Source organism: Amycolatopsis sp. NPDC043889 (genome assembly GCF_056435645.1).
In genome coordinates this window covers 62109-87233 of record NZ_JBWKEC010000007.1, presented here as the reverse complement: position 1 = coordinate 87233, position 25125 = coordinate 62109, and the positions used below count along the sequence as shown (strand labels likewise).

The 25125-nt window shown below is 68.2% G+C and carries 22 protein-coding genes; 12 read left to right on the top strand and 10 right to left on the bottom strand.

From position 1 onward, the window contains the following. Positions 1 to 463: 463 nt before the first annotated feature. From AC0685_RS16155 to AC0685_RS16145, 3 genes are read right to left on the bottom strand one after another with little or no spacing between them, the layout of a single operon-like run. A complete protein-coding gene (locus AC0685_RS16155; RefSeq protein WP_340687094.1) occupies positions 464 to 886 on the bottom strand; it encodes a hypothetical protein in 423 nt (140 codons plus the stop codon). 47 nt (positions 887 to 933) lie between these two features. Further along, complete coding sequence (locus AC0685_RS16150; RefSeq protein WP_478226239.1) at positions 934 to 1320, bottom strand: roadblock/LC7 domain-containing protein; 387 nt, start codon at positions 1318 to 1320, stop codon at positions 934 to 936. After that, positions 1310 to 2263, bottom strand: coding sequence for a hypothetical protein (locus AC0685_RS16145; protein ID WP_478226238.1), 954 nt, complete (start codon positions 2261 to 2263; stop codon positions 1310 to 1312). Before AC0685_RS16145 ends, AC0685_RS16150 begins: the two co-directional genes overlap by 11 nt. A 507-nt stretch (positions 2264 to 2770) precedes the next feature. On the opposite strand from AC0685_RS16145, the gene AC0685_RS16140 reads away from it, so the two are divergent. Further along, complete coding sequence (locus AC0685_RS16140) at positions 2771 to 3220, top strand: pyridoxamine 5'-phosphate oxidase family protein (RefSeq protein ID WP_340687091.1); 450 nt, start codon at positions 2771 to 2773, stop codon at positions 3218 to 3220. Positions 3221 to 3258: 38 nt separating this feature from the next. Then, the gene (locus AC0685_RS16135; RefSeq protein WP_478226237.1) at positions 3259 to 4005 is read left to right on the top strand and encodes a potassium channel family protein; all 747 of its coding nucleotides are present in this window, start codon (positions 3259 to 3261) and stop codon (positions 4003 to 4005) included. On the opposite strand, the gene AC0685_RS16130 is transcribed toward AC0685_RS16135, so the two are convergent. The 4 genes from AC0685_RS16130 to AC0685_RS16115 form a co-directional block, all read right to left on the bottom strand. Further along, complete coding sequence (locus AC0685_RS16130; RefSeq protein ID WP_478226236.1) at positions 3962 to 5848, bottom strand: acyl-CoA dehydrogenase family protein; 1887 nt, start codon at positions 5846 to 5848, stop codon at positions 3962 to 3964. The genes AC0685_RS16135 and AC0685_RS16130 overlap by 44 nt on opposite strands. 65 nt (positions 5849 to 5913) lie before the next feature. Then, complete coding sequence (locus tag AC0685_RS16125) at positions 5914 to 7269, bottom strand: glycoside hydrolase family 28 protein (RefSeq protein WP_478226235.1); 1356 nt, start codon at positions 7267 to 7269, stop codon at positions 5914 to 5916. Positions 7270 to 7338: 69 nt separating this feature from the next. Next, a complete protein-coding gene (locus AC0685_RS16120; RefSeq protein ID WP_192744116.1) occupies positions 7339 to 7899 on the bottom strand; it encodes a hypothetical protein in 561 nt (186 codons plus the stop codon). Between the two features lie 121 nt (positions 7900 to 8020). Then, positions 8021 to 10027 (bottom strand): thioredoxin domain-containing protein, encoded by a 2007-nt coding sequence (locus AC0685_RS16115; protein ID WP_478226234.1) that lies wholly within the window; start codon positions 10025 to 10027, stop codon positions 8021 to 8023. Between the two features lie 63 nt (positions 10028 to 10090). Here AC0685_RS16115 and AC0685_RS16110 point away from each other — a divergent pair, with 63 nt between their 5' ends. Together AC0685_RS16110 and AC0685_RS16105 are read left to right on the top strand one after the other, a co-directional pair. Beyond that, positions 10091 to 11458, top strand: coding sequence for a 3' terminal RNA ribose 2'-O-methyltransferase Hen1 (locus AC0685_RS16110; RefSeq protein ID WP_478226233.1), 1368 nt, complete (start codon positions 10091 to 10093; stop codon positions 11456 to 11458). Next, a complete protein-coding gene (locus AC0685_RS16105) occupies positions 11455 to 13947 on the top strand; it encodes a polynucleotide kinase-phosphatase (RefSeq protein WP_478226232.1) in 2493 nt (830 codons plus the stop codon). The genes AC0685_RS16110 and AC0685_RS16105 overlap by 4 nt, the downstream gene beginning before the upstream one ends. 58 nt (positions 13948 to 14005) lie before the next feature. Here AC0685_RS16105 and AC0685_RS16100 read toward each other — a convergent pair whose 3' ends face one another. Both AC0685_RS16100 and mca read right to left on the bottom strand, forming a co-directional pair. Further along, entirely contained in the window at positions 14006 to 14323 is a 318-nt protein-coding gene (locus AC0685_RS16100; RefSeq protein WP_340687086.1) for a hypothetical protein, read from the bottom strand. Next, complete coding sequence (gene mca, locus AC0685_RS16095; RefSeq protein WP_478226231.1) at positions 14324 to 15217, bottom strand: mycothiol conjugate amidase Mca; 894 nt, start codon at positions 15215 to 15217, stop codon at positions 14324 to 14326. 145 nt (positions 15218 to 15362) lie between these two features. On the opposite strand from mca, the gene AC0685_RS16090 reads away from it, so the two are divergent. The 3 genes from AC0685_RS16090 (at position 15363) to AC0685_RS16080 (ending at position 17494) form a co-directional block, all read left to right on the top strand. Then, positions 15363 to 15818, top strand: coding sequence for a DUF4307 domain-containing protein (locus AC0685_RS16090; protein WP_478226230.1), 456 nt, complete (start codon positions 15363 to 15365; stop codon positions 15816 to 15818). Between the two features lie 199 nt (positions 15819 to 16017). Next, entirely contained in the window at positions 16018 to 16518 is a 501-nt protein-coding gene (gene greA, locus AC0685_RS16085; protein ID WP_016337198.1) for a transcription elongation factor GreA, read from the top strand. Positions 16519 to 16690: 172 nt separating this feature from the next. Continuing rightward, on the top strand, positions 16691 to 17494 hold the full coding sequence (locus AC0685_RS16080; protein ID WP_478226229.1) for an MBL fold metallo-hydrolase: 804 nt from the start codon (positions 16691 to 16693) through the stop codon (positions 17492 to 17494). On the opposite strand, the gene AC0685_RS16075 is transcribed toward AC0685_RS16080, so the two are convergent. Next, positions 17491 to 17964, bottom strand: coding sequence for an Lrp/AsnC family transcriptional regulator (locus tag AC0685_RS16075; RefSeq protein ID WP_478226228.1), 474 nt, complete (start codon positions 17962 to 17964; stop codon positions 17491 to 17493). The two genes, AC0685_RS16080 and AC0685_RS16075, sit on opposite strands and share 4 nt — an antisense overlap. 122 nt (positions 17965 to 18086) lie before the next feature. On the opposite strand from AC0685_RS16075, the gene hppD reads away from it, so the two are divergent. The 5 genes from hppD (at position 18087) to AC0685_RS16050 (ending at position 25093) form a co-directional block, all read left to right on the top strand. After that, entirely contained in the window at positions 18087 to 19286 is a 1200-nt protein-coding gene (gene hppD, locus AC0685_RS16070) for a 4-hydroxyphenylpyruvate dioxygenase (RefSeq protein WP_478226227.1), read from the top strand. Positions 19287 to 19497: 211 nt separating this feature from the next. Further along, positions 19498 to 20061 (top strand): YbaB/EbfC family nucleoid-associated protein, encoded by a 564-nt coding sequence (locus AC0685_RS16065; protein ID WP_478226226.1) that lies wholly within the window; start codon positions 19498 to 19500, stop codon positions 20059 to 20061. Positions 20062 to 20093: 32 nt separating this feature from the next. Next, entirely contained in the window at positions 20094 to 20408 is a 315-nt protein-coding gene (locus AC0685_RS16060) for a type VII secretion target (protein ID WP_378435661.1), read from the top strand. After that, the gene (locus tag AC0685_RS16055) at positions 20408 to 24229 is read left to right on the top strand and encodes a hypothetical protein (RefSeq protein ID WP_478226225.1); all 3822 of its coding nucleotides are present in this window, start codon (positions 20408 to 20410) and stop codon (positions 24227 to 24229) included. Before AC0685_RS16060 ends, AC0685_RS16055 begins: the two co-directional genes overlap by 1 nt. A gap of 6 nt (positions 24230 to 24235) precedes the next feature. Beyond that, positions 24236 to 25093: an immunity 49 family protein gene (locus AC0685_RS16050; RefSeq protein ID WP_478226224.1), complete on the top strand. Its 858-nt coding sequence runs from the start codon at positions 24236 to 24238 to the stop codon at positions 25091 to 25093. Positions 25094 to 25125: the final 32 nt, after the last annotated feature.

The window sequence follows — 25125 nt, the reverse complement described above, 5'->3', positions numbered from 1 at the left end:
AGTGATGTGGGTCGTCGGCACCGAAGATGCCTTACCACCTACCGGAGCTGACTGACGGCCGGTCGCGGGTCCGCGAAGGCGCCTTGCCCATCCTCAAGGTCATGCCAGGAGCTCAAGAGTGGCATGGTCCTGTTTCTGGCGTCTTTTCCCTGGTCGGATTGACTTTTGGTGGAGCGATACCGAATCTTGGTGGACCATCGGCGGGGAGCCGTCATGATCCCGTGGCGCTCGGTCGGTCAGAGTACGTGAAGGCCCCCTTCCTTGCGGCTAGCCGCAAGGAAGGGGGCCTTCACGTACCGGACAACTCGGCCAAGCGAGCATTAATCGGATAATTCGACTTTCCAGGTATCCTTTATGGACGGCTGGGAAACCTCGTTGCGGCGCTCAAGTTCCTGGCATGGACCCTCACGGGCGAGGGAAGGCATCCTTGCCGACACCAGCGCGGGCCCCGGCAGGCGGCCGGTCACAACGCCTGGTTTTTGATCACCCGCCGGGTACCCGCGAAGAGCATCCCGATGTTCACCGACTTCGGGCAGACCACGACGGCCACGACGTCGGCGTTGTGGTTGTTCCTGATGAACAGGTGCGTCAGGTTGGCGCTGTTGACGAGGATCTCCTGGAAGTAGTGCTCGGCGCTGCTGACGCCTCGGCGCTCCTTGAAGATGTTCTCGATCATCACGACCGTGCGGCCTTGGAACAGATCCAAGGTCGCGCCGGCGAGGAGGTCGAGGACCTCCGACGGATGGCTGTCGGTGGTTTCGACGGCCAACAACATGCCGGTCGCCAGATCCACCACTCCGGAGGCGAGGCAGTCGGGCACCTCCTGGCGCAACTGCTTGACCATCAAGGTCATCTGGTCCGACATATTCTGGCCGTTACCCAGCATGTCCGTTCTCCTTTTCGGTGTTCGTCCGTGACTTCGGGTGGAGGAGCTCAGCAGGCGTTCGCGATGACGGCCGCGAGAATCGAGCGGACGCGCTCGATCGTGAGCAGGGAAGCCCGGTGCAACCGGGTGATGTCGAGGCCCTCGTCGCCGAGGACGACCATCAACGACGTGCTGTCGATGGAGTAGACGGCCAGGTAACCGCCGCTGCTACGGACCACCGCGTGCCGGAACGCGCCTTGGGCGACCGCGGAGGTGATGGTCAGCGAGAGGCCCAGCTGAGCGGCGCCGAGTGCGGACACCGCGCCGGGATCGATCCGGTCCTCGGCGTCGGCCGCGATGGGCAGGCCGTCCACACCGGCGATCAGGGCTCCGGTCACCCCGCTCACTTGCCTTCTCAAGTCGTTCAGCTCGTCGACCAGCGTTTCACGATCCACCTGGTGTTCCCTTCTGCTGCGAGGTCTCGTCCGAGTTCGTGCGGTTCGTGGAAGGCCCGGCCCGGACGCGGTTGAGCAGCCTGGGCAGTACCTGCCAGCCGGCCGCCCGTGACGGCTTGAGCAGTTCCGACACACCGCTCGCCCCCGGGCTGCGCAGGGGAAGGCCTTTCATGTCACCGCCGGGAACCGACTGGGCTCCGGCTGCGGGCATCCGGGGACGCAGCGGCTTCCGCGAGCCCCCGCCGGGATCCTCGGGAGACTCGACGGCGATCTCGACCAGACCGTCGCCGATCATCCGGGAGATCTCGATCGTCACGGGAAAGACGTTGCGCCCCAACACGAACGCGATGTCGCGGGCGGAGCGGCGGCCGTTGGCGCCGGCGAGGATGTCGCGCCGGGCCGCGGTCGACGCGACTCCCGACGAGGCCACCCCGGCCACTGGCACGATCCGGTCGCGATGCGGCGAGACCGCCACCGGCAATGACGCGAGAGCGTCAAGGCGACGCCTGGTCTCGTCGAGCAGCCAGTCGAGCTCGATCGCCGGAGTGACCGGCAACAGCACGTCGAACCGGTTGTAGTCGATGACGTATTCCTCGATGTCACCCGTCACGATGACGAAAGCGCCGTCCTGCGCGGCCATGGTGGCGACCAGCTGCAGTTCCGTGTTCCCGATCCCGGCGCGAGCGAGAAGCTCGTCCCGCGGCGTCGGACCGCCTGGCCCCGCCCGCAACGCGGCGGACCAGTCCTCCTCGCTGATCCGCCCGGACCGCAGCAGCACGGAGTCCACCCCTGGAGCACCAGGGGTGTCGACGGCGATCACCGCGCCCTCGCGCAGGTGGATCACCCCGCCGGGCCTGCCGGACAGAGACAACGCGCCGGACACCCCGTCGTCGCAACATACGGTCAGCGCCCGCGCGAGCAGTTCGAAGGAAGACCGGGGCATAAGCGCCACTCACTACTTTCTCTTCAGGCGTGCGGAATGGAAACGCGATACGACAGGTGATCGTCGCGCCGCCCTCGCGGAAGTGGCCGACTCTATGACATCGGAACAAGGATTCCCAGGACGTTCCCCCATTTCTCGCAACGTTCGAAAATTCTCGACACCCCTTGGGGCGCAATCGAAATCGGAGGGATTATCACAGACAACGGTGAGTTGGGGACAAAATCACCGGCATGCTGTTCACGCGCAGGTCGCGAAGGGTAAGGGCGATTGGAAATGTCCATACCACCGGGGACTTTTATATCTTTCGCACGGCACGCGCATCCGCTGTGGAATATCCGTGGCGGATTCTGGCCAAATTCATTTCTCGCCAGATCACGCCCGGCGCGGGCCGCGGGCCGCTTCTCGACCCACGCCGACGGTCTGACCAGGACGGACACACGCGTGTTCCCTCTGGCACAAGAAAGTGCCTTCTTCCGCGCCCCCGCCGCGTAAGCCATGATCACCACCATGGCCAAGAACGCACCGCCCCGCCGCCTCGATGACGCGGCCCTCAGCGACTTCCTCGCCGAACACACCTTCGGCGCCCTCGCGACCGTCAAACGTGACGGCCGCCCGCATCTCTCCACCGTCGTCTACACGTGGGACCCCGAGACGCGCGAGATCCGGATCAGCACGACCGAGGACCGCCTCAAGGTCAAGCAGCTCCGCAACAACCCCACCGCCTCCCTCTACGTCTCCAGCGCCGACCACTGGAAATTCGCTGTCGTGGAAGGAAAAGCGGAACTCTCCGAAGTCACCCGGACACCCGGCGACACCGCCGGTCTCGAATACCTGGCGGCGCAACGGCAAAAGCCCGACGACGAGGCTGAGTTCCTCGAGACCATCGCGGCCGAACGAAGGCTCTACATCACCCTCAAAACCGACAAACTCTATGGAACGGCCCTCGACATCGCTTAACGTACGCACCTGGGAAAGGCCAGGTGAGGAGACGTTCGATGTGGGAAAAACGGATGGAGTGGCCGCTCAACACCGCCGCCGTACTGTTCCTGGCCGCGTACGCCTGGCCGATCCTCCAGCCCTCGCTCGGGCACACCGGGCGGGTCTGGTGCGAGGTCGTCACCTGGCTCGCGTGGGCGGTCTTCGCCCTGGACTACGGCGTCCGCCTCAAGCACGCCGAGGACAAGCGCGCCTTCCTGAAGCACAACCTCTTCGACCTGCTGATCATCGTGCTCCCGCTGATCCGGCAGCTGCGTCTGCTCCGGCTGGTCACGGTGCTCAACGTCCTCAACCGCAACGCCGGCCTGTCGTTGCGCGGCCGCGTCGTGGTCTACACGGTGGGCGCGACGGCGCTCATCGTGTTCTGTTCGGCGGTCGCCGTGCTCGACGCCGAACGTGCCGCGCCGGACGCGCCGATCACCGATTTCCCGGACGCGGTGTGGTGGTCGATCACGACGATCACCACGGTCGGCTACGGCGACCGCTATCCCGTCAGCGGCACCGGCCGGCTCGTCGCGGTCGGGCTGATGGTGGCCGGGATCGCCCTGCTCGGTGTGGTCACCGCGACGCTCGCGTCGTGGCTGATCCGCCGGGTGACCGAGGCCGACGAGAACGCGCAGGCCGTGACCCGCGAGCATCTCGACGAGCTGACCCGTGAGGTCAAGGCGTTGCGGGCCGAGCTCGCCGAACAGCGTGCGGTGGTCAGTCCCGCAGCATCGGAGCCGCTAGGTACTGCTCGGGGATAGCGAAGGCGTCCACGAGGGTCCGCGCGTGCGGGCGCAGGTCGGCGCACAGCGCGTTCACCGCGGCGGTGACGGCCTTCGAACGCCCGGAGGTCAGGCGCCCGTGTTCGAGGAACCAGCCACGGTCCGCCTCGATGTTCGCGAGCGCGTAGAGATCGCAGACCCGCTCCAGCAGCTCACGGGCTTCCGCGTCGGCGCAGCGCTCGATGGCGTCGACGAACGCTTCCAGCACCACCCGGTCGACGTGCGCGCGCCCGGCGCGCAGCACGTGATCCTGCGCGTCATTGAAGACACCGAAGGGGTCCGAACCCGCCTTACGCAGGCGCTGCGCGACGCCGCCGAGTACGTGCTCTTCGCGGTCTTCGAACAGCTTCAGGTGCCATTCGCGCGAGTAGAGGACGTCGCCGTCATCCGCTTCGGTGAGCCGCTCGACCACCTTGCGCGCGGACGTCCGTTCGATCACGGCCTCGACGAGCTGCTCCGCCACGAACCGCGCGGTCGCGAGCGGGCTGAGGTCCTCGAAATGATCCTTGTAGCTGGTCAACAACCCTTTCGCGACCAGTTGCAGCAGCACGGTGTTGTCACCTTCGAAGGTGGTGAAGACGTCCGTGTCCGCTTTCAGCCCGGCGAGCAGGTTCTCCGAGAGATAGCCGGAGCCACCGCATGCCTCACGGGCGGCCTGGATGGTCGCGGTCGCGTGCCAGGTCGAGACGGCCTTGATGCCGGCGGCGCGTGATTCCAGCTCTCGCTGCTCTTCCTCCGGCGCGTCCTCGGCGAGGTCGTTCAGCTTCGAGACGAGTGCTTCCTGCGCGAAGTGCAGTGCGTACGACGTCGCCAGCGCGGGCAGCAGTTTCCGCTGGTGGGCGCGGTAGTCGAGGATGACGACCTCCTCGCCGCCTGGCCGCGCGAACTGCCGCCGCTGCTCGCCGTACCGGATGGCCAGTGCGAGCGCGCGCTTCGTCGCGCTGCCGGCGCTGCCCGCGACACTGACCCGGCCGCGGATGAGGGTTCCGAGCATCGTGAAGAACCGGCGGCCGTCGCTTTCGATCGGACTGCTGTACGTGCCGTCTTCGGCGACGTCACCGAACCGGTTGAGCAACGCCTCGCGGGGAACCCTCACCTGGGTGAAGGTGAGCCGCCCGTTGTCGACGCCGTTGAGGCCCGCCTTGCGGCCGCAGTCCTCGATCTCGACACCGCTCACGTTCTCGCCCCGGATCGGCACCACGAACGCGTGCACGCCGCGTGACTCGCCACCGGTGATCAGCTGCGCGAACACCACCGCGAGTTCGCCGTCGCGGGCGGCGTTGCCGATGTACTCCTTCATCGCGCCCCGGTCCGGCGTGTGCACGACGAACTCGCGCGTCGCCGGATCGTAGGTCGCGGTGGTGCGCAGGTGCTGGACGTCCGAGCCATGACCGTGCTCGGTCATCGCGAAACAGCCCAGCAACTCCAGATCCTTGATCTTCCGCAGGTAGCGCTCGTGGTGGCGTTCGGTGCCGAGCAGCTGCACCGCGCCACCGAACAGGCCCCATTGCACACCGGCCTTCACCATCAGTGAGAGGTCGCCGAAGCCCAGCATCTCGAACGACGTCAACGCGCCGCCGACGTCGCCGCCACCGCCGTACGCCGGGTCGAAACCGAGCCCCGGGCGGTCGGTTTCGGCGAGCTTGCGCAGCCATTCGAGCACCTGGGCGCGATGGGCTTCGGTGTCGATGTCGACCGGGTCTTTGAAGTCCTCCGCCGCCATCTGCGCGCGCACCGCGCGGCGGAGCCCGGCCCACCGTCCATCGAGGACGGTGGTCAGCGCGTCCGAGTCGATCTTCGCGGGAAGTCCTGGTGTGTCCACGGTTCCTCCGATGCGGTGCGGTCTTCACCAAGCCTGCCGCACCGCATCGGGAAGCGCAGCACGAATCAGACCGGTTTCCCGTTGATCGTCGTGTTCTCGAACCGCAGGTCATCGACGTGTTTCAGGACGTTTTCCGTGTTCGCGACACCGTCGAAGCGGCACTCGCTCACCCGCAATCCCCGAACGTGTGAGTTGGGCAACCCCCGGACGTTGAACGCCGCTTGCCCGCATCTCGTGCTCGCGGAGTGGCTGATGGTGAACGGCCCGAACCGAGGGACGTACGCGCCGGTCTGTCCGTTGTAGTCCGGCAGGACGTACACGACCGAGCGGACGAACGTGCCGGAGACGCTGTCGAGGTTGACGTTCTCGGTGAACCCGCCGCGCAAGGTGTTCGACTTGACGTACAGCCCGTATTTCGTCTCGCCGGTGACGGAAAGCTTGTACGCGTAGACGTTCCGGATGCCGCCGGTCTGTTCGCTGCCGCAGGTGATCGCGCCCCAGTTGCCGTCCATCACGCAGTTCGCGACGACGATGTTCTGGCACGGCACGCCGATCCTGCGGCCGTCGGCGTCCCGACCCGACTTCAGCGCGACGTTGTCGTCGTGCGCGCCGAGGTGGGAGTTCACGATCACGACGTGGTCGCAGGACTCCGGATCGCAGGCGTCGGTGTTGGAATGCGCGGTGCTCGCGTCCGTGCGGACACCGTCGATCGTGACGTTCCGGCAGAGCGTGGGGTGCAGCTGCCAGAACATCGGGTTCTTCAGCGTGACGCCTTCGATGAGCACGGTGTCGCACGAGTACGGCTCGACGAACGTGGAGCGCATCGCGTGCCCGGAACCGGGAACGATCCGCCGCTCCGGCGGGATTCCCTTGGCCACCAGCGATTCCAGGTATTCGCGGTCCTTGCCCTTGTTCCAGGACGCCGTGCCCGCCGCGTCGAGGGTGCCCTTCCCGGTCACCGCGATGTTGGCTTCCTTGTACGCGTAGATCATCGGCGACCGGTTCACGCACTCGATGCCCTCGTAGCGGGTGAGCACGTTCGGGAACTTCGAGGCGTCGGAACCGAAAGCGAGCACCGCGCCCGCCGCGAGATGCAGGTCCACGTTGCTCTTGAGATACACCGCACCGGTGACGAAGGTGCCCTTCGGCACGACGACGTGTCCGCCACCGCGCGCGTTGGCCGTCTCGATCGCCTTCCTGATCGCGGCGGTGTTGTCGGTCTTCCCGTCGCCCTTGGCGCCGAAATCGAGCACCGAGAACGTCCGGTCCGGGAAGACCGGCCGTTTCGTCCGCGCGACGATGTCGTCGGCCGCGGGCCAGGGAAGGGCCGGGGCCGCCGAGGCGGTGGGCGCGAGCAGTGGGCTCGCGGCCACCACGAGACCGCCCTTGATCAGCCAACGCCGGGAGAATCTGCCGTCCATGACGCCTTCTTTCACAAGAGGACTTCGGTGAAGACGGCGGAATCCCGACTCTACGGGCGGACCCCGGCCTCAGGAAAGATCCGGTCCCTGTGAGCGGAGATCGTCGACCTTGGTCATCGCCTCTCGAAGCTCGGCCAGCCAGGCGTCCGCGTGTTCCCCGACCAGCCGGACCGCCCAGGCGAGCGCCTCCGACCGCGACCGGGCGACGCCTGCGTCGACGAGGGTGTCGAGCACCAGTCGTTCCGGCTGCCGCAGCCTGGTCATGACCGGCGCCGAATGCGTGGTGAACAGGTGCCGTGTGCCGCCGAGGCTCGCGCCCCAGGCGACCTTGCGCTGATAGCGGTGCTCGGCCTGGCGCGCGATCTCGATCCGCTCGTCGCGGGTCTCCTCGCGGAACCGGCTGATCCGGCCGTCCTCGGCCGCCGCGCGGGCGGCGTCGTCGGCGTACTCGCCGGTGAGCGGCTGGAGTTCGCCGACGATGACGATCTCTTCGCGATCCACCGTGACCTCGGGGTCGCCGGTGAACCAGCCCTCCGGGAGCCTGCCGCCGAACCACGCGGCCGCGTCGTCCGCCGACGGGATGTCCGCCTGCTGCCAGCCGCCCCGGCCTTTCCAGCCTCCACGTCCCATCTGCCTCGCCGTCCTGAAGTAGGTGTGCATGCTCGCCTCCGCGATTACATGATTACAACGCTACCGACGCTACGCGCGTATCAGGGGAGAGTCAGGTGTGTTCTCCCCCGGCGAAAAGGGTTCAGCCGAGCTGAGAGCCCAGTTCCTCGGCGGTCGTGACGGGCCGTTCGCACACGTACCCACGGCATACGTACGCGGCGGCGGCACCGTCGACCAGCGGCCGATCGGCCAGCAGCGGTACTCCGTCCGCGTCCGGCGTGCCGCTCACGACGACGGCGCCGTCCGGCGACGAAGCGAGGGCGGCGGCCAGCAGATCCGCGCGTGAAGCGACATCGGGACCGACGATCGCCACCTGCACCGGGCCGGCAGCGGCGGCTTCGGCGACCGTGAGCCAGTGCCCGGCGAACCGCGGCGCGTGGGCGGCGAGCCGTCCCGCCCGAGCCAGCGCCTGCTCGGCCGCCTCGCGGTAGCGGCCCACCCGGTCGTGCCCGGCCAGCACGGACGCGGTCAGCAACGCGTTCGCCAGCGCCGAAGCCCCCGACGGGCTCGCGTTGTCGGTCGGGTCGGAAGGCCGCTGCACCAGGACTTCCGCGTCGTCGGCCGTGTCGTAGTAGGCCCCCGTCGCGTCCGGCACGCCGAAGTGGGCCAAGGCGAGGTCCAGCAAGGTGATGGCGTCGGCGAGCCACCGCGGTTCCCCGGTCGCCTGGTGAAGTTCGAGCAGCCCCTCGGCGAGGCACGCGTAGTCCTCCAGCACCCCGGCCGTCGTGCCGACGACGCCGTCGCGGGAAGTCCGGCGCAGGCGTCCGGCCACGAAATGGGTGTCCATCAGGAAAGCCGCCGCGCGAGCCGCCGCTTCGATCCACTGTGGACGATCGAGCCGCGCGCCCGCTTTGGCGAGCGCGCCGATCGCGAGCCCGTTCCACGCGGCGATCACCTTGTCGTCGCGGGCGGGCTGGGGTCGCTCGTTTCGCGCGGTCAGCAGCACGCGGCGAACTCGCTCATAACGCATTTCGTCCTCTGGATGCGGCTCGCGCAGCCGCAGTGTCGAAGCGCCATGCTCGAAATTGCCCCGCTCGGTCACCTGGAACAGCTCGGCCGCCCAGGCGCCGTCCTCCTCGCCGAGCACTTCGGCCAGTTGCGCGGGAGTCCAGACGTAGGTCAGCCCCTCGACGCCATCGGTGTCCGCGTCGAGCGACGCGGCGAAACCGCCTTCGGCCGTCCCGAGGTCGCGCAGCAGGAACTCCGCGGTCTCCTCGACCGTCCGCCGCGCGTACTCATGCCCGGTCACCCCATGGAACTGCGCGTAGAATCGCAGCAGCAGACCGTTGTCGTACAACATCTTCTCGAAGTGCGGCACTTCCCAGCGCGCGTCGACCGAGTAGCGCGCGAACCCTCCGGCGAGCTGATCGTCAAGGCCGCCCGTCGTCATCATTTCGGCCGTGTGCTCGACCATGTCGAGGCCGGAACCGGTGCGCTCGTGGTGACGCAGCAGGAAGTTCAAGGCCATTGTCGGCGGGAACTTCGGCGCTCCCCCGAATCCACCGTTCCCGGTGTCGTACTCCTTGCGCAGCGTGGCGACCGCGGAATCCAGCGCAGCACCGTCCACAACGGACTCAGGCAGTGGCCCGCTCTTCTCCGTGAGGTGGGCGATGATCTGCCGGGCACCGGAACGCAACTCGTCCGGCCGCTCGCCCCAGGCCTCGGCGACCGCGACGAGCAGCTGCGAGAACGACGGCATCCCCGGCCGCGGTGACGGCGGATAGTAAGTGCCGCAATGGAACGGTTCACCCTCCGGCGTCAGGAAACACGTCATCGGCCAGCCGCCCTGGCCGGTCATCGCCTGTGTGGCCGCCATGTACACCGAGTCGATGTCCGGGCGCTCCTCGCGGTCCACCTTGATGTTGACGAAGTTCGCGTTCATCAGCGTGGCGGTGGCCTCGTCCTCGAAGGACTCGTGCGCCATGACGTGACACCAGTGGCAAGCCGCGTAGCCGACCGAAAGCAGGATCGGCACGTTCCGCCGTTTCGCCTCGGCCAGCGCTTCCTCACCCCACGGCCACCAGTCCACCGGGTTGCCGGCGTGCTGCAGCAGGTACGGACTGGTCGCGGCCTTCAGGCGGTTCGACATGTCACCAGGGTCGCACGCGGAAAAGCGGGCGCGCAGAACGGCCTTCTGCGCGACACTCATCCGGTGCTCTTGACCATGACGACCACTCGGAACCCCGCCACCGACCTGGGCTTTCTCCTGCACAAGCATCCGGAGAAGGCGCAGTCCTTCACGCTCTCGGCCGGAACGGCGCACGTCTTCTACCCCGAGGCGTCCGACGAGCGCTGCACCGTCGCGCTGCTGGTCGAGATCGACCCGGTCGAGCTCGTGCGCGGGGGCGGCACGTCGCTGACCCAGTACGTCAACGACCGGCCGTACGCGGGCGGCTCGTATCTGGCGGTGGCGCTGCGGGCGGTCTTCACGACGGCGCTGGCGGGCCGGTGCGCGAACCGGCCGGAGCTGGCCGACGAGCGGCTCCCGCTGGAGATCCGCGTGCCGTCGCTGACCGCGCGCGGCGGCGCCGAGGTCGTCCACAAGCTGTTCGAACCTCTCGGCTGGCAGGTCGAAACGAAGGCCATCCCGCTCGATCCCGAATTCCCGCAGTGGGGCGATTCCCGCTACGTCGATCTCCAGCTGACCGGCACCCAGCGCGTCGTCGACGCGTTGCGGCACCTGTACGTCCTGCTGCCCGCGCTCGACGGCGACAAGCACTACTGGATCGGCCAGGACGAAGCGGACAAGCTGCTGCGAGTCGGCGAAGGCTGGCTCGCCGGGCATCCGGAACGCGACCTGATCACCAACAGGTACCTCGAACGACGGCGCCCGATCGTCTCGTACGCGCTCGCCCGACTCGCCGAGGCGGACGACGTGCCGGCCGAAGCCGAGGCCCTGGTCACCGAGCTGCCGGACCGGCCAGAGCCGCTGGCCGTCCAGCGCCAGGGCAGTGTGCTCGCGGCACTCCGGGCGGCGAGCGCGCGGCGTGTGCTCGACCTCGGCTGCGGTGGTGGCGCGCTGCTGCGGGTGCTGCAGAAGGAGCCGTCGTTCACCGAGATCGTCGGCGTCGATGTGTCCGCGAGCGCGCTCGACATCGCCGAAAAGCGGCTGAAGGACAAGACGCGGATCACCCTGAAGCAGTCCGCGCTGACGTACGCGGATCCGTCGCTGGCCGGATACGACGCGGCCGTGTTGATGGAGGTGATCGAGCACGTCGACGAGGAGCGCCTGCCCGCGCTGGAGCACGCCGTGTTCGGTGTCGCCGCGCCGCGGACCGTGCTCGTCACGACGCCGAACGCCGAGTACAACCGGCACTTCGAATTCCTCGGAGAAGGCCGGTTCCGGCACGCCGACCACCGTTTCGAATGGACACGCGAGCAGTTCCGCTCATGGGCCGAAGGCGTCGCGGCACGACACGGCTACGACGTCCGCCACCTGCCGGTGGGACAGGAGTCCCAGGAATCAGGACCGCCGACCCAAATGGCGGTCTTCACGTCTCGAAAGGAGGCCGTGGCATGAAACTGACCATCCCCGACATGTCCCTCGTCGTGCTCGTCGGCGCCTCCGGCTCCGGCAAGTCGACCTTCGCGCGGACGCATTTCGCGCCGACGCAGGTGTTGTCCAGCGACTACTTCCGAGGTCTGGTGGCCGACGACGAGAACGACCAGAGCGCGTCGGCCGCCGCCTTCGACGTGCTCCACTACGTCGCGGCGAAGCGGCTCGAAGCGGGCCGGATCACCGTCATCGACGCGACGAACGTCCAGCGCGCGTCCCGGGCGAGCCTGCTGAAGCTGGCGAAGGAGCACGACGTCCTCCCGACGGCGATCGTGCTGGATCTGCCCGTGAAGGTCTGTCACGAACGCAACGCGGCCAGGCCCGACCGCGACTTCGGCGAGCACGTCGTCCGGCGTCAGCGCGGCGAGCTGCATCGTTCGCTGAAGTCGTTGGAGCGCGAGGGTTTCCGTCGCGTGCACGTGTTGCGGAGCGAAGCCGAGGTCGCCGAAGCGGAGATCGTCGTCGAGCCGCTGCGCAACGACCGCCGCGAGCTGACCGGGCCGTTCGACGTGATCGGCGACGTCCACGGTTGCCGGGAGGAACTGGACGAACTGCTCACCGAACTGGGTTACGTCGACGGCGTGCACCCGGAAGGCCGGACCGCGGTGTTCGTCGGCGACCTCGTCGACCGCGGCCCCGACACGCCGGGGGTGCTTCGCCGGGTGATGGCGATGGCCGAGGCGGGCAGCGCGCTGGTCGTCTGCGGGAACCACGAGCAGAAACTGGTCCGCGCGCTGAACGGGCGCAACGTCAAGACGACGCACGGTCTCGCGGAGTCGCTGGAACAGCTTGCCGCACAGGACGAGGACTTCCGCGCGAAGGCGCACGCTTTCTGCGAAGGCCTTATCGCGCACTACGTCCTCGACGGCGGCGACCTTGTCGTCGCGCACGCGGGCCTGCCCGAGAAGTTCCACGGGCGCGCGTCCGGCCGGGTCCGGAGCACCGCGCTGTACGGCGACACCACCGGTGAGACCGACGAATACGGCCTGCCGGTGCGGCTGCCGTGGGCGCGCGACTACCGCGGCAAGGCGATGGTCCTCTATGGACACACGCCGACGCTGGAACCGGAGTGGATCAACGGGACCATGTGTCTCGACACGGGCTGCGTCTTCGGCGGCGAGCTGACCGCTTTGCGTTACCCGGAGCGGGAAGTCGTCTCGGTGAAGGCCAAGAAGGTCTGGTACGAGCCGTCACGCCCGCTCGAACCGGCGCGGCCGCTGGGCGGACGCGAACCGGCGGTGCTGGAACTGGGCGACGTCACCGGGAAGCGGATCATCGAGACGCGGCACCACGGCCGGGTCGGGGTTTCCGCCGAACAGTCGGCGGCGGCGCTCGAGGTGATGAGCCGCTTCGCCGTCGACCCGCGCTGGCTGCCGTACCTGCCGCCGACCATGGCGCCGTGTTCGACGTCCGCCACGGACGGCTACCTCGAACATCCCGAGGAGGCTTTCGCCGAGTTCCGCGCGGCGGGTGTCGACCACGTCCTGTGCGAAGAGAAGCACATGGGCTCGCGGGCCGTCGTGCTCGTGTGCCGTGACGACGACGTGGCGCCCGCGCGGTTCGGGATCCAAGGTCCGGGCGCGGTGTACACCCGCACCGGGCGGCCGTTCTTCACCCCGGACCAGAACGCGCGGCTGCTCGCCGGTGTGCGGGAAGCGGCGTCGGAACTGTTCGAGGAGCTGGACACCGGCTGGCTGCTGCTCGACACGGAACTGCTGCCGTGGAGCGCGAAAGCGGGGTCGCTGATCTCGGGTCAGTACGCGGCCGTCGGCGCGGCGGCCCAAGCCGTGCTGCCCGCCGCCGTCGCCTCGCTGGACGCGGCCGCGGCTCGTGGGGTGGACGTGTCGGACCTGATGGAGCGGACACGGGTGCGCGAGTCCACTGTGGACGCGTACCGGCGGGCGTACCGGCGCTACTGCTGGCCGACCGACGACCTCGACGGCGTCCGGCTGGCGCCGTTCCAGATCCTGGCGTCGGAGGGACGCGCGTACCACGACCGGCCGCACGACTGGCACCTTTCACTGCTGGACCGGCTCACCGGCGACCTGTTCACGCGCACGCGGACTCTGGTCGTGGACACCACTGACCCGGCGTCGGTGGCTCGCGGCGTCGAGTGGTGGCTGGACCTGACCGGCGCGGGCGGCGAGGGCATGGTCGTCAAACCGGCGGCGAACCTGACGCGCGGCGCGCGCGGGCTGGTGCAGCCGGGAGTGAAGGTGCGCGGGCGGGAGTACCTGCGGATCATCTACGGGCCGGACTACACGTTGCCGGAGAACCTGGAGCGGCTGCGTAAACGCGGGCTGAACCGGAAGCGGGCCCTGGCGTCACGCGAATACGCGCTGGGGCTGGAGGCACTGGAGCGGCTGGCGCGCGGGGAACCGCTGTGGCGGGTGCACGAGTGCGTGTTCGCCGTGCTGGCACTGGAGTCGGATCCGGTCGACCCGCGCCTCTGACGCGCTTTCGCTCGTGAGTGGTAAGGACGGTTAGAACCGTCCTTACCACTCACGAGCGTCAGTCGGATTTGGCGGTCGGTTTCTCGGCCTTCGCCGCAGACTCCTCCGCGTCGGCTTTCGGATCCTCAGGAGCCTCCTCCGCCGGAGCGGCAGGCTCGTCGAAGCTCTCCGGAACCCGCTTCAGGTGCTTGGTCATCGACCGCACCAGCAGCGCGACGGCGATCAGGAACAGGATCAGGATCAGGAAACCCACCGGCGACGACTTGCCGAAGTCCTCACCTTGGCCGCCGTTGTCGCCGTTGCCGGGCTGCTGCGCCAGGAACTGCGACGACACCGTCACCGGAACGACGGCGAACGCCGGCACCACGAAACTCATCTAGCCCTCCTTCAAGCCGGCGAACAGATCGTCCTCCGGCAGGGTGCTGTCCACCAGTGAGCGGACCAGCTCGTACTCCTCGGTCGGCCAGACCTCGCGCTGCAGGTCGCGGGGGACGGCGAACCAGCGGCTGTTCGGGTCGATCTGGGTGGCGTGCGCCTTGAGGGCCTCGTCACGCTGCTCGAAGTAGTCGCCGCATTCGACGCGGGTGGTCACCCGCTCCATGACGTCGGCCTTCTCCGGGTCCCACGACTTGAGCCACTCCTCGTACGGCGACTCCAGGCCGCGCGCGAGCAGGCCCTCGTGGAACACGGTCATCCTGGCGCGCGAGAACCCGTGCACGTAGTACAGCTTCATCGGCTGCCACGGCTCGCCCGCGTCCGGGTACCGCTCCGCCTCGCCCGCAGCGTCGAAGGCCGCGACCGAGATCTCGTGCGTGCGGATGTGGTCGGGGTGCGGATACCCGCCGTTCTCGTCGTAGGTGACGATCACGTGCGGGCGGAACTCGCGGATGACCTTCACCAGGGCGCCGGTGGACTCTTCGAGCGGGATGACCGCGAACGACCCCTCGGGGACCGGGGGAAGCGGGTCGCCCTCGGGCAGGCCCGAGTCGATGAACCCGAGCCACGTGTGGCTCACGCCGAGGATCTTGGCCGCGCGGGCCATCTCCTCCCGGCGGATCTCGGTCATGTTGGCCAGTACGTCGGGACGGTCCATGGCCGGGTTCAGCACACTGCCCGCTTCGCCGCCGGTACAGGTCACGACCATGACCTCGTGCCCTTCGGCGGCGTACCTGGCCATGGTGGCGGCACCCTTGCTCGACTCGTCGTCGGGGTGCGCGTGCACCGCCATCAGGCGGAGGCGTGACTTCGGCGGTTCATCGGCTGACACCATGCTCCGAACGTCCCCTTCTCGTTCCCTATTCCCCTCCAGACCCTGCCTGACGGCCTGCCCGGCCGGGCGCGGATACTCGAGGGGAACCACTCGCATACGACCCCATTGTCCCTGCGAGCACGACGAGACCTACCGGAGGCCCGGGTTGAGCACGGGACAGGATGCTCCCAGCGCGGAAAGCACCCGGACGGACGTGCCCGAGGACCGCTACGGCAAGACTCGCGCCGCGAAGCCCGCGCGCTGGCGGCGCCTGGTGTTCGGCCTGGTCGCGCTGCTGGTCAGCGGCGGAATCACCTATGTCGCGTACACGAACTTCGGCAGCGCGCCCATCGAGGGCGAGCGCGTCTCGTTCGACGAGAAGCCGGGCGACGCGATGGAGATCACCATCAACGTGACCAGGGACGATGTGAACCGGCCTGGCGTGTGCGTGGTCCGGGTCCGCGACAAGGCGGGGGCCGAAAGCGGCCGTAAAGAGGTCTTGATTCAGCCCGGTTCGAAGAACAGCAGGGTGACAACCACCATCAAGAGCATCGGAAGGCCGGTCACGGCTGATATCTTCGGGTGCTCATACGACGTACCACGGTACCTGTCAAGGCCATAGCGGCCAACGGGGTGAAACCGGCGCCCAACGCCGAGGCGCGACCGAATTCCACCGGCGGCGATGCCTCGCGCCGTGTTACTCTGATCTACCGGCACGGCCCAAGACGGGCCGTGTTTTTCCTTTATCTCAGCCAGGCCGGCGCGCCATGCCGGTCCGGTGGCCGGCTTGTACACCCAAGCCTGGCAGGCCCTACTAGGAGATGGTGACCGTGAGCGACACAAAGGTGACCTGGCTGACCCAGGATGCCTACGACAGGCTCAAGCAGGAACTCGACCACTACATCGAGCTCCGCCCGGTCATCGCTGCGAAGATCAACGACAGCCGGGAAGAGGGCGACCTCAAGGAGAACGGCGGTTACCACGCCGCCCGTGAAGAGCAGGGCCAGCACGAGGCCCGCATCCGCCACCTCCAGGAGCTCCTCCGCTCGGCCAAGGTGGGCGAGCCGCCCGCCAACGACGGCAGCGCGGGACCGGGCAAGGTCCTCACCGTGCGTTACGACGGTGACGACGAAGACGAGAACTTCCTCTTGGCGACCCGTGAAGAGGGCACCGAGGGCGACCTGGACGTCTACTCGCCGGAGTCCCCGCTCGGCAAGGCGCTGCTCGGCGCCAAAGAGGGCGAGACCCGCGAGTACGAGCTGCCCAACGGCAGCATCCAGAAGGTGACGCTCGTCAAGGCCGTGCCGTACACCGGCAAGTGAGCCTCCGCGCGCTGCTTTTGAGCCGAAGGCCCAGGGAACTCGATGAAGGGGCGCCCTCCGCACACAACGCGAGTTGGATGCGGGCGGCGCCTCTTCGGCGTCACCCGGCCCGATATGGCCGGGCACGCATATGAGCCGTTAGCGTGACCTCCGGAGAATTCTGGAGGGAATCATGAGCGAGCTACCGATCTGCGTCGCCTGCGGCATGCAGTACGCGGAACCCAGGTCCGACTGCCCGATCTGCGAGGACGAACGTCAGTACATCCCGCAGGCCGGACAACGGTGGACCGATCTGAACACCGTCCGCGCGAGCGGGACGTACACGGCTCGCGTCGAGGAGCAGGGACCCGGCCTCATCGGGGTCGGATCCACACCCAACTTCGCCATCGGCGAGCGGGCTCTGCTGGTCAAGGCCGGATCCGGCAACTTCCTGTGGGACTGCGCGGGCTACATCGACGACGATCTGGTCGCGAAGGTCCGCGAACTCGGCGGGATCACCGGCATCGCGATCAGCCACCCGCACTACTACACCACCATGGTCGAGTGGGCCCACGCCTTCGACGTGCCGGTCTACCTGCACGAGGGCGACCAGCAGTGGATCGGCAGGCCGGATCCGGCGATCAAGCTGTGGAGCGGCGCGACCCTCGACGTCGCCCCCGACCTGCGGCTGATCAACCTCGGCGTGCATTTCGCCGGCGGGACCGTACTGCACTGGCCGGACGGCGAGAACGGCCGCGGCGCGGTGCTCTCGGGCGACATCCTGCAGGTCATCCCCGACCGCCGTTTCGTCGGCATGATGTACAGCTATCCGAACCTGATCCCGGAACGTCCCGAGGTCGTCCGGCGCGCCGCCGAGATGCTCGAACCGTACGAGTTCGAGGCGATCTACGGCGCTTGGTGGGACGCGATCATCCGCACCGACGGTCACGAGGCGGTCCAGCGGTCGGCGAAGCGGTACCTGAGCCAGGTGGGCTAGCTCCTCGCCAGCCGTTCCAGCAGCGGCCGTACGCGCGGCGGAACCGGCGTCGACAACGCGATCGACGTCGACGTCCGCCGCACGTATGGCGCGCCGACCACCTCGTCCACCACACGCTGCAGGTCGTCGTTGCTGCGCGCCACCATCCGCACGAAGAGGTCGCCCTGGCCGGTCGTCGCGTAGACCTCGCACACCTCGTCGATCGCGGCCAGCGCCTCCGCGACCGCGGCCCGGCGGCCCTGCGCGATCTCCAGGACGGCGAACGCGGTGAGGCCGTACCCCATAGCCGCGAGGTCGAGTTCGGGCGGGAACCCGCCGAGGATCCCGCGTTCGGTCAGCCGGTCCAGCCTCGCCTGCACGGTGCCCCGCGCGACGCCGAGACGGCGGGCGCATTCGAGTACACCGAGCCGGGGCGAGTCGGTGAGCAAGAGCAGTAGCCGCGCGTCGAGCGCGTCGAGTGCTTCCGACATCGGCCTTACCTCCTACGCAGGTTGTCCACTTTGACTGCGACATCCGGCCTTCGACTGGACATAGTGCGCAGTGAAATCTTTGACCGTTGCGCATTTTGTCACGCGCTCGGATGCTTCAGGGCATGACGCACACAGTGGAACCCCAGGGTGCTCTTGACGACGTGAGCTACGACCAGCTGCGTCAGCTCGTCGGCCTCGTCGATCACGACTCTTCGACCGACCCCTTCCCGGTGAAGTCGATGGACGCGGTGGTGTTCATCGCGGGCAACGCCACGCAGACCGCGTGGTTCTACCAGGTCGCTTTCGGCATGCGGCTCGTCGCGTACTCCGGCCCCGAGACCGGGAACTTCGAGCGCAAGTCGTTCGTGCTGAAGTCGGGCTCGGCCCGCTTCGTGATCACCGGCGGCGTCAAGCCCGGCTCCCCGCTGCTCGACCACCACCGCCGCCACGGCGACGGCGTCATCGACCTCGCGCTCGAGGTCGCCGACGTCGACCGGTGCATCGAACACGCCCGCTCGCAGGGCGCCACCGTCCTCGAGGAGCCGCACGACGTCTCCGACGAGCACGGCACCGTGCGCATCGCCGCGATCGCGACCTACGGCGAGACCCGCCACACGCTGATCGACCGGTCGAAGTACACCGGTGTCTACCTGCCCGGCTACGAGCCGCGCGAGAGCAGCGTCGTCCGCCCGGAAGGCGCGCCGAAGCGGCTGTTCCAGGCCGTCGACCACTGCGTCGGCAACGTCGAACTCGGCAAGATGGACTACTGGGTCGACTGGTACCACCGCGTCATGGGCTTCGTGAACATGGCGGAGTTCGTCGGCGACGACATCGCGACCGAGTATTCGGCACTGATGAGCAAGGTGGTCTCCAACGGCAACCACCGCGTCAAGTTCCCCCTCAACGAGCCGGCGATCGCCAAGAAGAAGTCGCAGATCGACGAGTACCTCGAGTTCTACGGCGGCGCGGGCTGCCAGCACATCGCGCTGGCCACCAACGACATCGTCGCGACGGTGACCGCGATGCGCGCCGCGGGCGTCGAGTTCCTCGACACCCCGGACTCCTACTACGACGACCCGGAGCTGCGCGCGCGGATCGGCGAGGTCCGGGTGCCGATCGAGACGCTCAAGGCGCACCGCATCCTGGTCGACCGCGATGAGGACGGCTATCTGCTGCAGATCTTCACCAAGCCGATCGGCGACCGCCCGACCGTGTTCTACGAGCTCATCGAGCGACACGGTTCGCTCGGCTTCGGCAAGGGCAACTTCAAGGCCCTGTTCGAGGCCATCGAACGTGAGCAGGAGCGCCGCGGCAATCTCTGACTCCGGCAGTTCGCAGGCGTGAAAGGGCTCTTCATCGCACTTCGTGCGGTGAGGGGCCCTTTCGCTGCGTGATAGGGCCGACTTTGTCGTGCCTGAGTGGTACATCGGATGAGCACTAGGCTGTTCGACGCAACTTCGAGCACACCGGAACCGGTGGCGTCTTCGGACCGTCAGTGTGAAGACGTCAGCATGCAGCTTTGGAAGGGTCCCGATGCCGGACAACGTCGACGCCAGCGAACGAATGGTGGACAACTGGACGAAGCAGATCCAGGAGACCGCCGCGCGCTATCAGGCGATGGCCGCACGCATGCAGGGCCAGACCGTGACCGAGCGGTCGAAGGACAACACCATCGAGGTCACGATCGACTCGAAGGGCCTGCTCACGAACCTGGTCATCTCCGAAGCCGCGAGCGGCAAACGGATGGCGGAGGTCTCGTCGCAGGTCATGCGCCTCGTCCAGCTCGCGCAGTCCCGGATCCCGGAGCTGCTGCAGGCGGCGATGGCCGAGACGGTCGGAACCACCGACGAGACGGCGAACCGGGTGATCGCGGAAGCGCAGAGCACCTTCCCGGAAGCCCCGCCGGAGGAGAACCTCGCACCGCCGGAACCCGAGCGGCACCACCGCTTCGGCCCGGAGGAAGAAGAGCCGCCGTCCTCGCAGGCGAGTCCGCCCCAGAATCCGCCCCAGAATCCGCCTCAGCCGAAGCCGATCCCGCGCCGCCGCCGCACGCAGGACGACGATGACGACGACTTCGGCGGCAGCATCCTTTCGTAGACGTCCATCCGGCCTGGTAGAGGGGAGAAACCATGGCAGGCAAGGGGTATGAGCTCGGCGCCGACCTCGACGCGCACGCCAAGCAGATCGACGGCATCGCCGACGGCCTGCGCACGGCGGTCGACGCCGCGCAGCAGGTGAGCATGCCGACCGACGCGTACGGCATCATCTGCCAGCCGTTCCGGATGATGCTCGACCCGGTCGAGGAGTTCGGCATCAACGCGCTGACCAAGGCCGTCGAGGCCGCGACGACGGTGGCGAACAACGTGCGGTCCGCGTCGAACGCCTACCAGACGCAGGACGAGAACTTCGCCGCCGAATTCAAGAACGTGCAGGTGCCTGACTGATGCCCGAGGGAAACCCGCTCGTCGCGAACGCACCGACCGATGGCGACGGCCCCGGACCGCTGACGGCCGGGAACAGCGAGTACGGCTACGCGGCGGGCATCGGCGTCGCCGAGTCGGCCATGGACGCCTTCAACGGCATCTCGAACGGTGACTGGATCGGTGGCGGGCTCGGCGTGCTGAGCCTCGCCGGCGAGATGGCCAGCGCCGCGATCGACCCGTTCGGCTACCTGATGTCGTCGGTGGCGTCGTTCCTGATGGAACACATGCAGCCGCTGAAGGACATGCTGGACGCCGTCGCCGGCGATCCGCCGGTCATCCAGTCGTACTCCGAAACCTGGGGCAACGTCGCCAAGAAACTGGAAGACACCCAGGTCGAGTTCTCGAACGCGGTCAAGAACGGCACTTCCGGCTGGACGGGCGACGCGGCCGACCAGTACCGCAAGCAGGCCGCGGAACAGGCCGAGGCGATCAGCGGCGCGGCGACGGTCGCGGGCGCGATCAGCACCGTCGTGATGATCTTCGGCGAGATCGTCGCGTTCGTCCGCGAGTTCATCCGCCAGCTGATCGCGGACGCGGTCGGCAAGCTCATCGCGTGGGTCATGGAGACGGTGTTCTCCCTCGGCTTCGGCACGCCCGTGGTGGTCGCGCAGGCCGTCACCGCGATCGCCAAGTGGGCCGCGAAGATCGCCGACAAGCTCAAGGAACTCTGCGACGCGATGCGGCGGGTCTCACCGCTGCTGGGCAAGCTGGCCGACGTCTTCGAGAAGATCATCAAGATCTTCGGCAAGATCGCGGGCAAGGTCACCGGCCTGGACGTGATCAACACCAAGAACATCAAGCCGGGCGGGTTCATCCAGCGCGGTGGCAGCGGCGGCGGATCCGGTGGGACCGGCGGTGGCGGCTCGGGCTCCGGCGACGGCCCGGACGGCGACGGTTCCGGTTCCGGCAACGGCGATGGGTCCGGCAGCGGCTCCAACGGCGACAACTCCGGGGGCAACTCCGGCGACACCAACAGCGGCCCGAACGACGGCTCCGGCGGAGACACCAGCGGTTCAGGTGATTCCGGCTCGAACGGCGGGTCCAGCGGACACACCCCGTCGAACACCACCCGCGGTGGTGACGGTGGCGGCTCGTCCACCCGCTCCGACGGCGGCTCCCCCAACCGTAGCGGCGACGGACCGTCCACTTCGGACGGAAACTCCGCCGGCGGTGATGGTTCCCCCAGCACAGCCCGTTCCGACACGTCGGCACCGCACACCCGGTCCGACGGTGACTCTCCCGGCGACTCCGCCACCCCGAACCGCGCGTCCGACGACGGCTCGCCCAGCCCGAACCGCGCGGACACCGGCGGCTCGCCCGCCCCGAAGACGCGGGCGGACAGCGGCGGCACCCCCAGCCACACACCCGACAGCTCCCCCACCCCACACACCCGCGCCGACACCGGCGGCACCCCCAGCCACACACCCGACAGCTCCCCCACCCCACACACCCGCGCCGACACCGGCGGCACCCCCAGCCACACAGGCGACGGCGGCGGCTCGCCCCGGACGCACGGCGGCGACGGCGGCGGTTCGCCCACCCCTCGGTCCGACCCGTCACCGGGCCACCACGGCGGCAACGACGGCGGCGGCCCCACCCGGCCGACCGACAGCGGAACGACGACCAGCGGCACCGCGCCCACGGCACCCCGCCTCGGCGACGCCGGCCCGTCACACGCTCCTTCTCAGCGCGGCGGTCCCGGTGGCGACGCTTCGCACGGTGTCCCGCCGCAGGGCCAGCCGATCGCCGGCGGCATGCCGCCGCAAGGCGCTCCGGGTGGCGCCCCCGGCGGCACCCCGGGTTCGCCCGGCGGCAGGCCGCAGGGTGGCGGCTGGACGGGAACGCCCGGTTCGCCGCGCACCCCGGACACGAACGCCCCGCGCACCCCTGACACCCACACCGGCCCCAGCCGCGGACCCGGCCAGACCGGTCCCGGTGGACGGCCGAACCAGCCGCATCAGCCGCAGCCGGTCGCTCGTGGCAACGACTTCGGCCCCGGCGCCCAGCCGCACACCGGCTCACCGAGCACCCACGGCCCGGGCAACCGGCCCGGCGGCACGGGCCCCGGCAACACCGGTCCGGGCGGCCGCGGCCCCGGTGGCCACTCCGGGCCGCCGCATTCGCCGGACGGGCACGGACCCGACGGGCACGGACCGCGCCCGGACCCGAACGGGCATCCCGACAGCACGCCGCACGACCGTGGCCCGGACGGCGAGCCGGATCGTCCGTTGACGCCCGACGAGGTCAACCAGCGGCATTCGGAGAGCACCCCCGCGGGTAGCTCGTACCACCGCGGCGACTCGGACATGGGCGACCTGCCGCACCGGGTCAAGCCGGATCCGGACGGCCGCTACACCGTCGACGTACACGTCACGCCGGACGGGCACGCCCGGATCGGCAACCGCACCTACACCCCGGAAGAGTTCGCGGACATCCTGCGGCGCAACGGGGATTACGACGGTCGCCCGATCCGCCTGATCGGCTGTGACGCCGGCTCGAACGACTTCGCGCGCCGTCTGTCGCGGGAACTCGACACCGAGGTGATGGCGCCGAGCAAGCCGGCTTGGACCGACTCGAACGGGCGCGTCTTCTCGTCCGACTACGAGATCGGCCCCGACGGCCGTCCCCGGCCCAAGATCCCGCCGAACGGCGAATGGGACGTCCACAGCCCCGACGGCACCGCCCGCCGGGCGAGCGACGACGGCTTCACCCCGGACACCTCGCACGCGGACAAGCAGGACGTGGACGCCGACAGCGCCCGCGACCGCGGCCGTCGTGAGATTCCGGACGAAGAGGTCGCTATCGAGCGCCGGGACCGGGTACCTCGCGCCACCATGCAGGAAAAGATCAACGACCCGGACTACCGCGCCAAGTACTACGACGGACCGCACAAGGACGGTTCGTACACGCGTAAGAACGCGGACCAGCCCGACGCCACCGACGAACGCGTGCCGAAGATTCAAGAGAACCCGTCCAAGCCGGATGGTGAAAAGTTCTCGCCGAAGTCGGACGATTTCGAGGAATCGCGTTACCACAGGGATCGCGAAGTCGAACACCCAGCCTCGGCGAAACAAAAAGAGGACGCGCAGAAACTCATCGACGAACGCGCGAAGGCGAACGAGCGCGCCAAGACCGCGGAATCCGACTATCAGGACGCGAAAGAAAAGGGAACGCTCACCGAAGAGATCGAGAAGGAACGCAGCGACGCCCACCGAGTACGGACCGACAAGGGCGAAGAACTCGGCGAGCACGCCGGTGAAGACGCGATCCGGGACAAGTATCCGGACAAGGACTACGAGCGCACACCGCTGCCGACCGATCGGCACGGGGACAACACCCACCGGGACGGCCAAAAGCCCGGCTCGGGCCGGTTCGACCAGATTTACGAGGTCAAGAACAAGCACACGGGTGAGACCCATATCGTCATCGTCGAGGCGAAGGGTCCCAACGCCGGGCTCGGCGTCCGCGAGGGAGCCGGGAAACTCCGCTACGAACAGGGCCACCCGGAGTACGTCAAAAGCATCACCAAGAACATGGAGAACAACGGCACGCCCGCGGAAAAGGCGCTCGCCATGGATATCGACCGCGCCCAGCGCAGGGGCACTCTGGAGTACTCGGTCGCAAGGGCCCGAGTACGCGAGGAAGACGTGCTCGACCCCGCCGGGAAGCCGATTCCCGACCCCGATAACCCGGGTAAGAACCTGAAACGACCGGTGTACGGTGGCTATAACCTGAAGGAATTCGACCTGACGCCACGTCCGCCCAAGAACCGCAGGGAGTGACACCTCGTGCGCACTATCGCCCGGCATGACGTCGATGCGCCCAACGCAGAGGAGACCGTCGAGCTTCTCGTGGCCCGCGCCCATGAGGTACGCGAGGACATCGAAGAGATTCCGCTCGGCCCGGGCTTCGCGATGTCGCGATCCCTGTCCGAGTTCGGCAACCGCTGCGCGAACGACCCGAGGGCCGCCTGGGCCGACACCTGGTACGCACTGATCCGGGCAATGCAGTCGTCAGCCGCTCTCTTCCAGGCCGCGAGCAGTACGGATGGCGACGTCGAGTTCCGGTTCGGCGACGAGACGATCCGGCGGCAGGCGACCGGCCCTACCACCGACACCAACGCCGCGAACTGGCTGACCGCCCTGTATCTGGCCATGATCTGCCGCGAGCGCCCGCGGATCGACCTGCTGGCCGGTATTCCCATCGACCTGCTCCGCGAATCCGGCCACGAGTACGACGAGTTCCTCTATTCCTGGGTACGCGCCCTCCAGAGCTATTGGCGCGGCGAAGAGAACCTGATCGACACGGTGCTGGAGGCGATGAGCGGCACCGACCCCGAGCGGCTGGAACGCTTCGAAGCCGCTCCCGTCCTTCAGCTCTATTATCCGCCGATGGAGATGTTCTACCTCCTGACCCAACGCGAGGACGCCAAGTTCAACGACTCACTCGCCAACGCGCTGGAACTGCACAAGCGATACTGGACCGCCGACGAAGAGCGCTTGCGGGATCCCGAGGGCTTCGTCGCGCTGGGGCCGCTTGCCATCGCCTGTCTCGCCCACGACGCCGGGGTGACCATCGAGGTCGAATCGGATTACCTGCCGATTCACCTGCTGGACGGCACCCGGATCGGCGAGATGTCGACGTAAGCCGCCGCCACGAAGGTGTTGAAAGGATGAGG

Excerpts from the sequence above, each read along its gene's own strand:
- AC0685_RS16135 (WP_478226237.1), top strand. The coding sequence starts at position 3,259 with ATGTGGGAAAAACGGATGGAGTGGCCGCTCAACACCGCCGCCGTACTG.
- AC0685_RS16075 (WP_478226228.1), bottom strand. The coding sequence starts at position 17,964 with ATGTCGGAAGCACTCGACGCGCTCGACGCGCGGCTACTGCTCTTGCTC.
- AC0685_RS16120 (WP_192744116.1), bottom strand. The coding sequence starts at position 7,899 with ATGGGACGTGGAGGCTGGAAAGGCCGGGGCGGCTGGCAGCAGGCGGAC.
- AC0685_RS16060 (WP_378435661.1), top strand. The coding sequence starts at position 20,094 with ATGGCAGGCAAGGGGTATGAGCTCGGCGCCGACCTCGACGCGCACGCC.
- mca (WP_478226231.1), bottom strand. The coding sequence starts at position 15,217 with ATGGTGTCAGCCGATGAACCGCCGAAGTCACGCCTCCGCCTGATGGCG.
- AC0685_RS16115 (WP_478226234.1), bottom strand. The coding sequence starts at position 10,027 with ATGTCGAACCGCCTGAAGGCCGCGACCAGTCCGTACCTGCTGCAGCAC.
- AC0685_RS16140 (WP_340687091.1), top strand. The coding sequence starts at position 2,771 with ATGGCCAAGAACGCACCGCCCCGCCGCCTCGATGACGCGGCCCTCAGC.
- AC0685_RS16155 (WP_340687094.1), bottom strand. The coding sequence starts at position 886 with ATGCTGGGTAACGGCCAGAATATGTCGGACCAGATGACCTTGATGGTC.
- AC0685_RS16080 (WP_478226229.1), top strand. The coding sequence starts at position 16,691 with ATGAGCGAGCTACCGATCTGCGTCGCCTGCGGCATGCAGTACGCGGAA.
- AC0685_RS16125 (WP_478226235.1), bottom strand. The coding sequence starts at position 7,269 with ATGGACGGCAGATTCTCCCGGCGTTGGCTGATCAAGGGCGGTCTCGTG.
- AC0685_RS16105 (WP_478226232.1), top strand. The coding sequence starts at position 11,455 with ATGAAACTGACCATCCCCGACATGTCCCTCGTCGTGCTCGTCGGCGCC.
- AC0685_RS16065 (WP_478226226.1), top strand. The coding sequence starts at position 19,498 with ATGCCGGACAACGTCGACGCCAGCGAACGAATGGTGGACAACTGGACG.
- AC0685_RS16055 (WP_478226225.1), top strand. The coding sequence starts at position 20,408 with ATGCCCGAGGGAAACCCGCTCGTCGCGAACGCACCGACCGATGGCGAC.
- hppD (WP_478226227.1), top strand. The coding sequence starts at position 18,087 with ATGACGCACACAGTGGAACCCCAGGGTGCTCTTGACGACGTGAGCTAC.
- AC0685_RS16100 (WP_340687086.1), bottom strand. The coding sequence starts at position 14,323 with ATGAGTTTCGTGGTGCCGGCGTTCGCCGTCGTTCCGGTGACGGTGTCG.
- greA (WP_016337198.1), top strand. The coding sequence starts at position 16,018 with ATGGTGACCGTGAGCGACACAAAGGTGACCTGGCTGACCCAGGATGCC.
- AC0685_RS16145 (WP_478226238.1), bottom strand. The coding sequence starts at position 2,263 with ATGCCCCGGTCTTCCTTCGAACTGCTCGCGCGGGCGCTGACCGTATGT.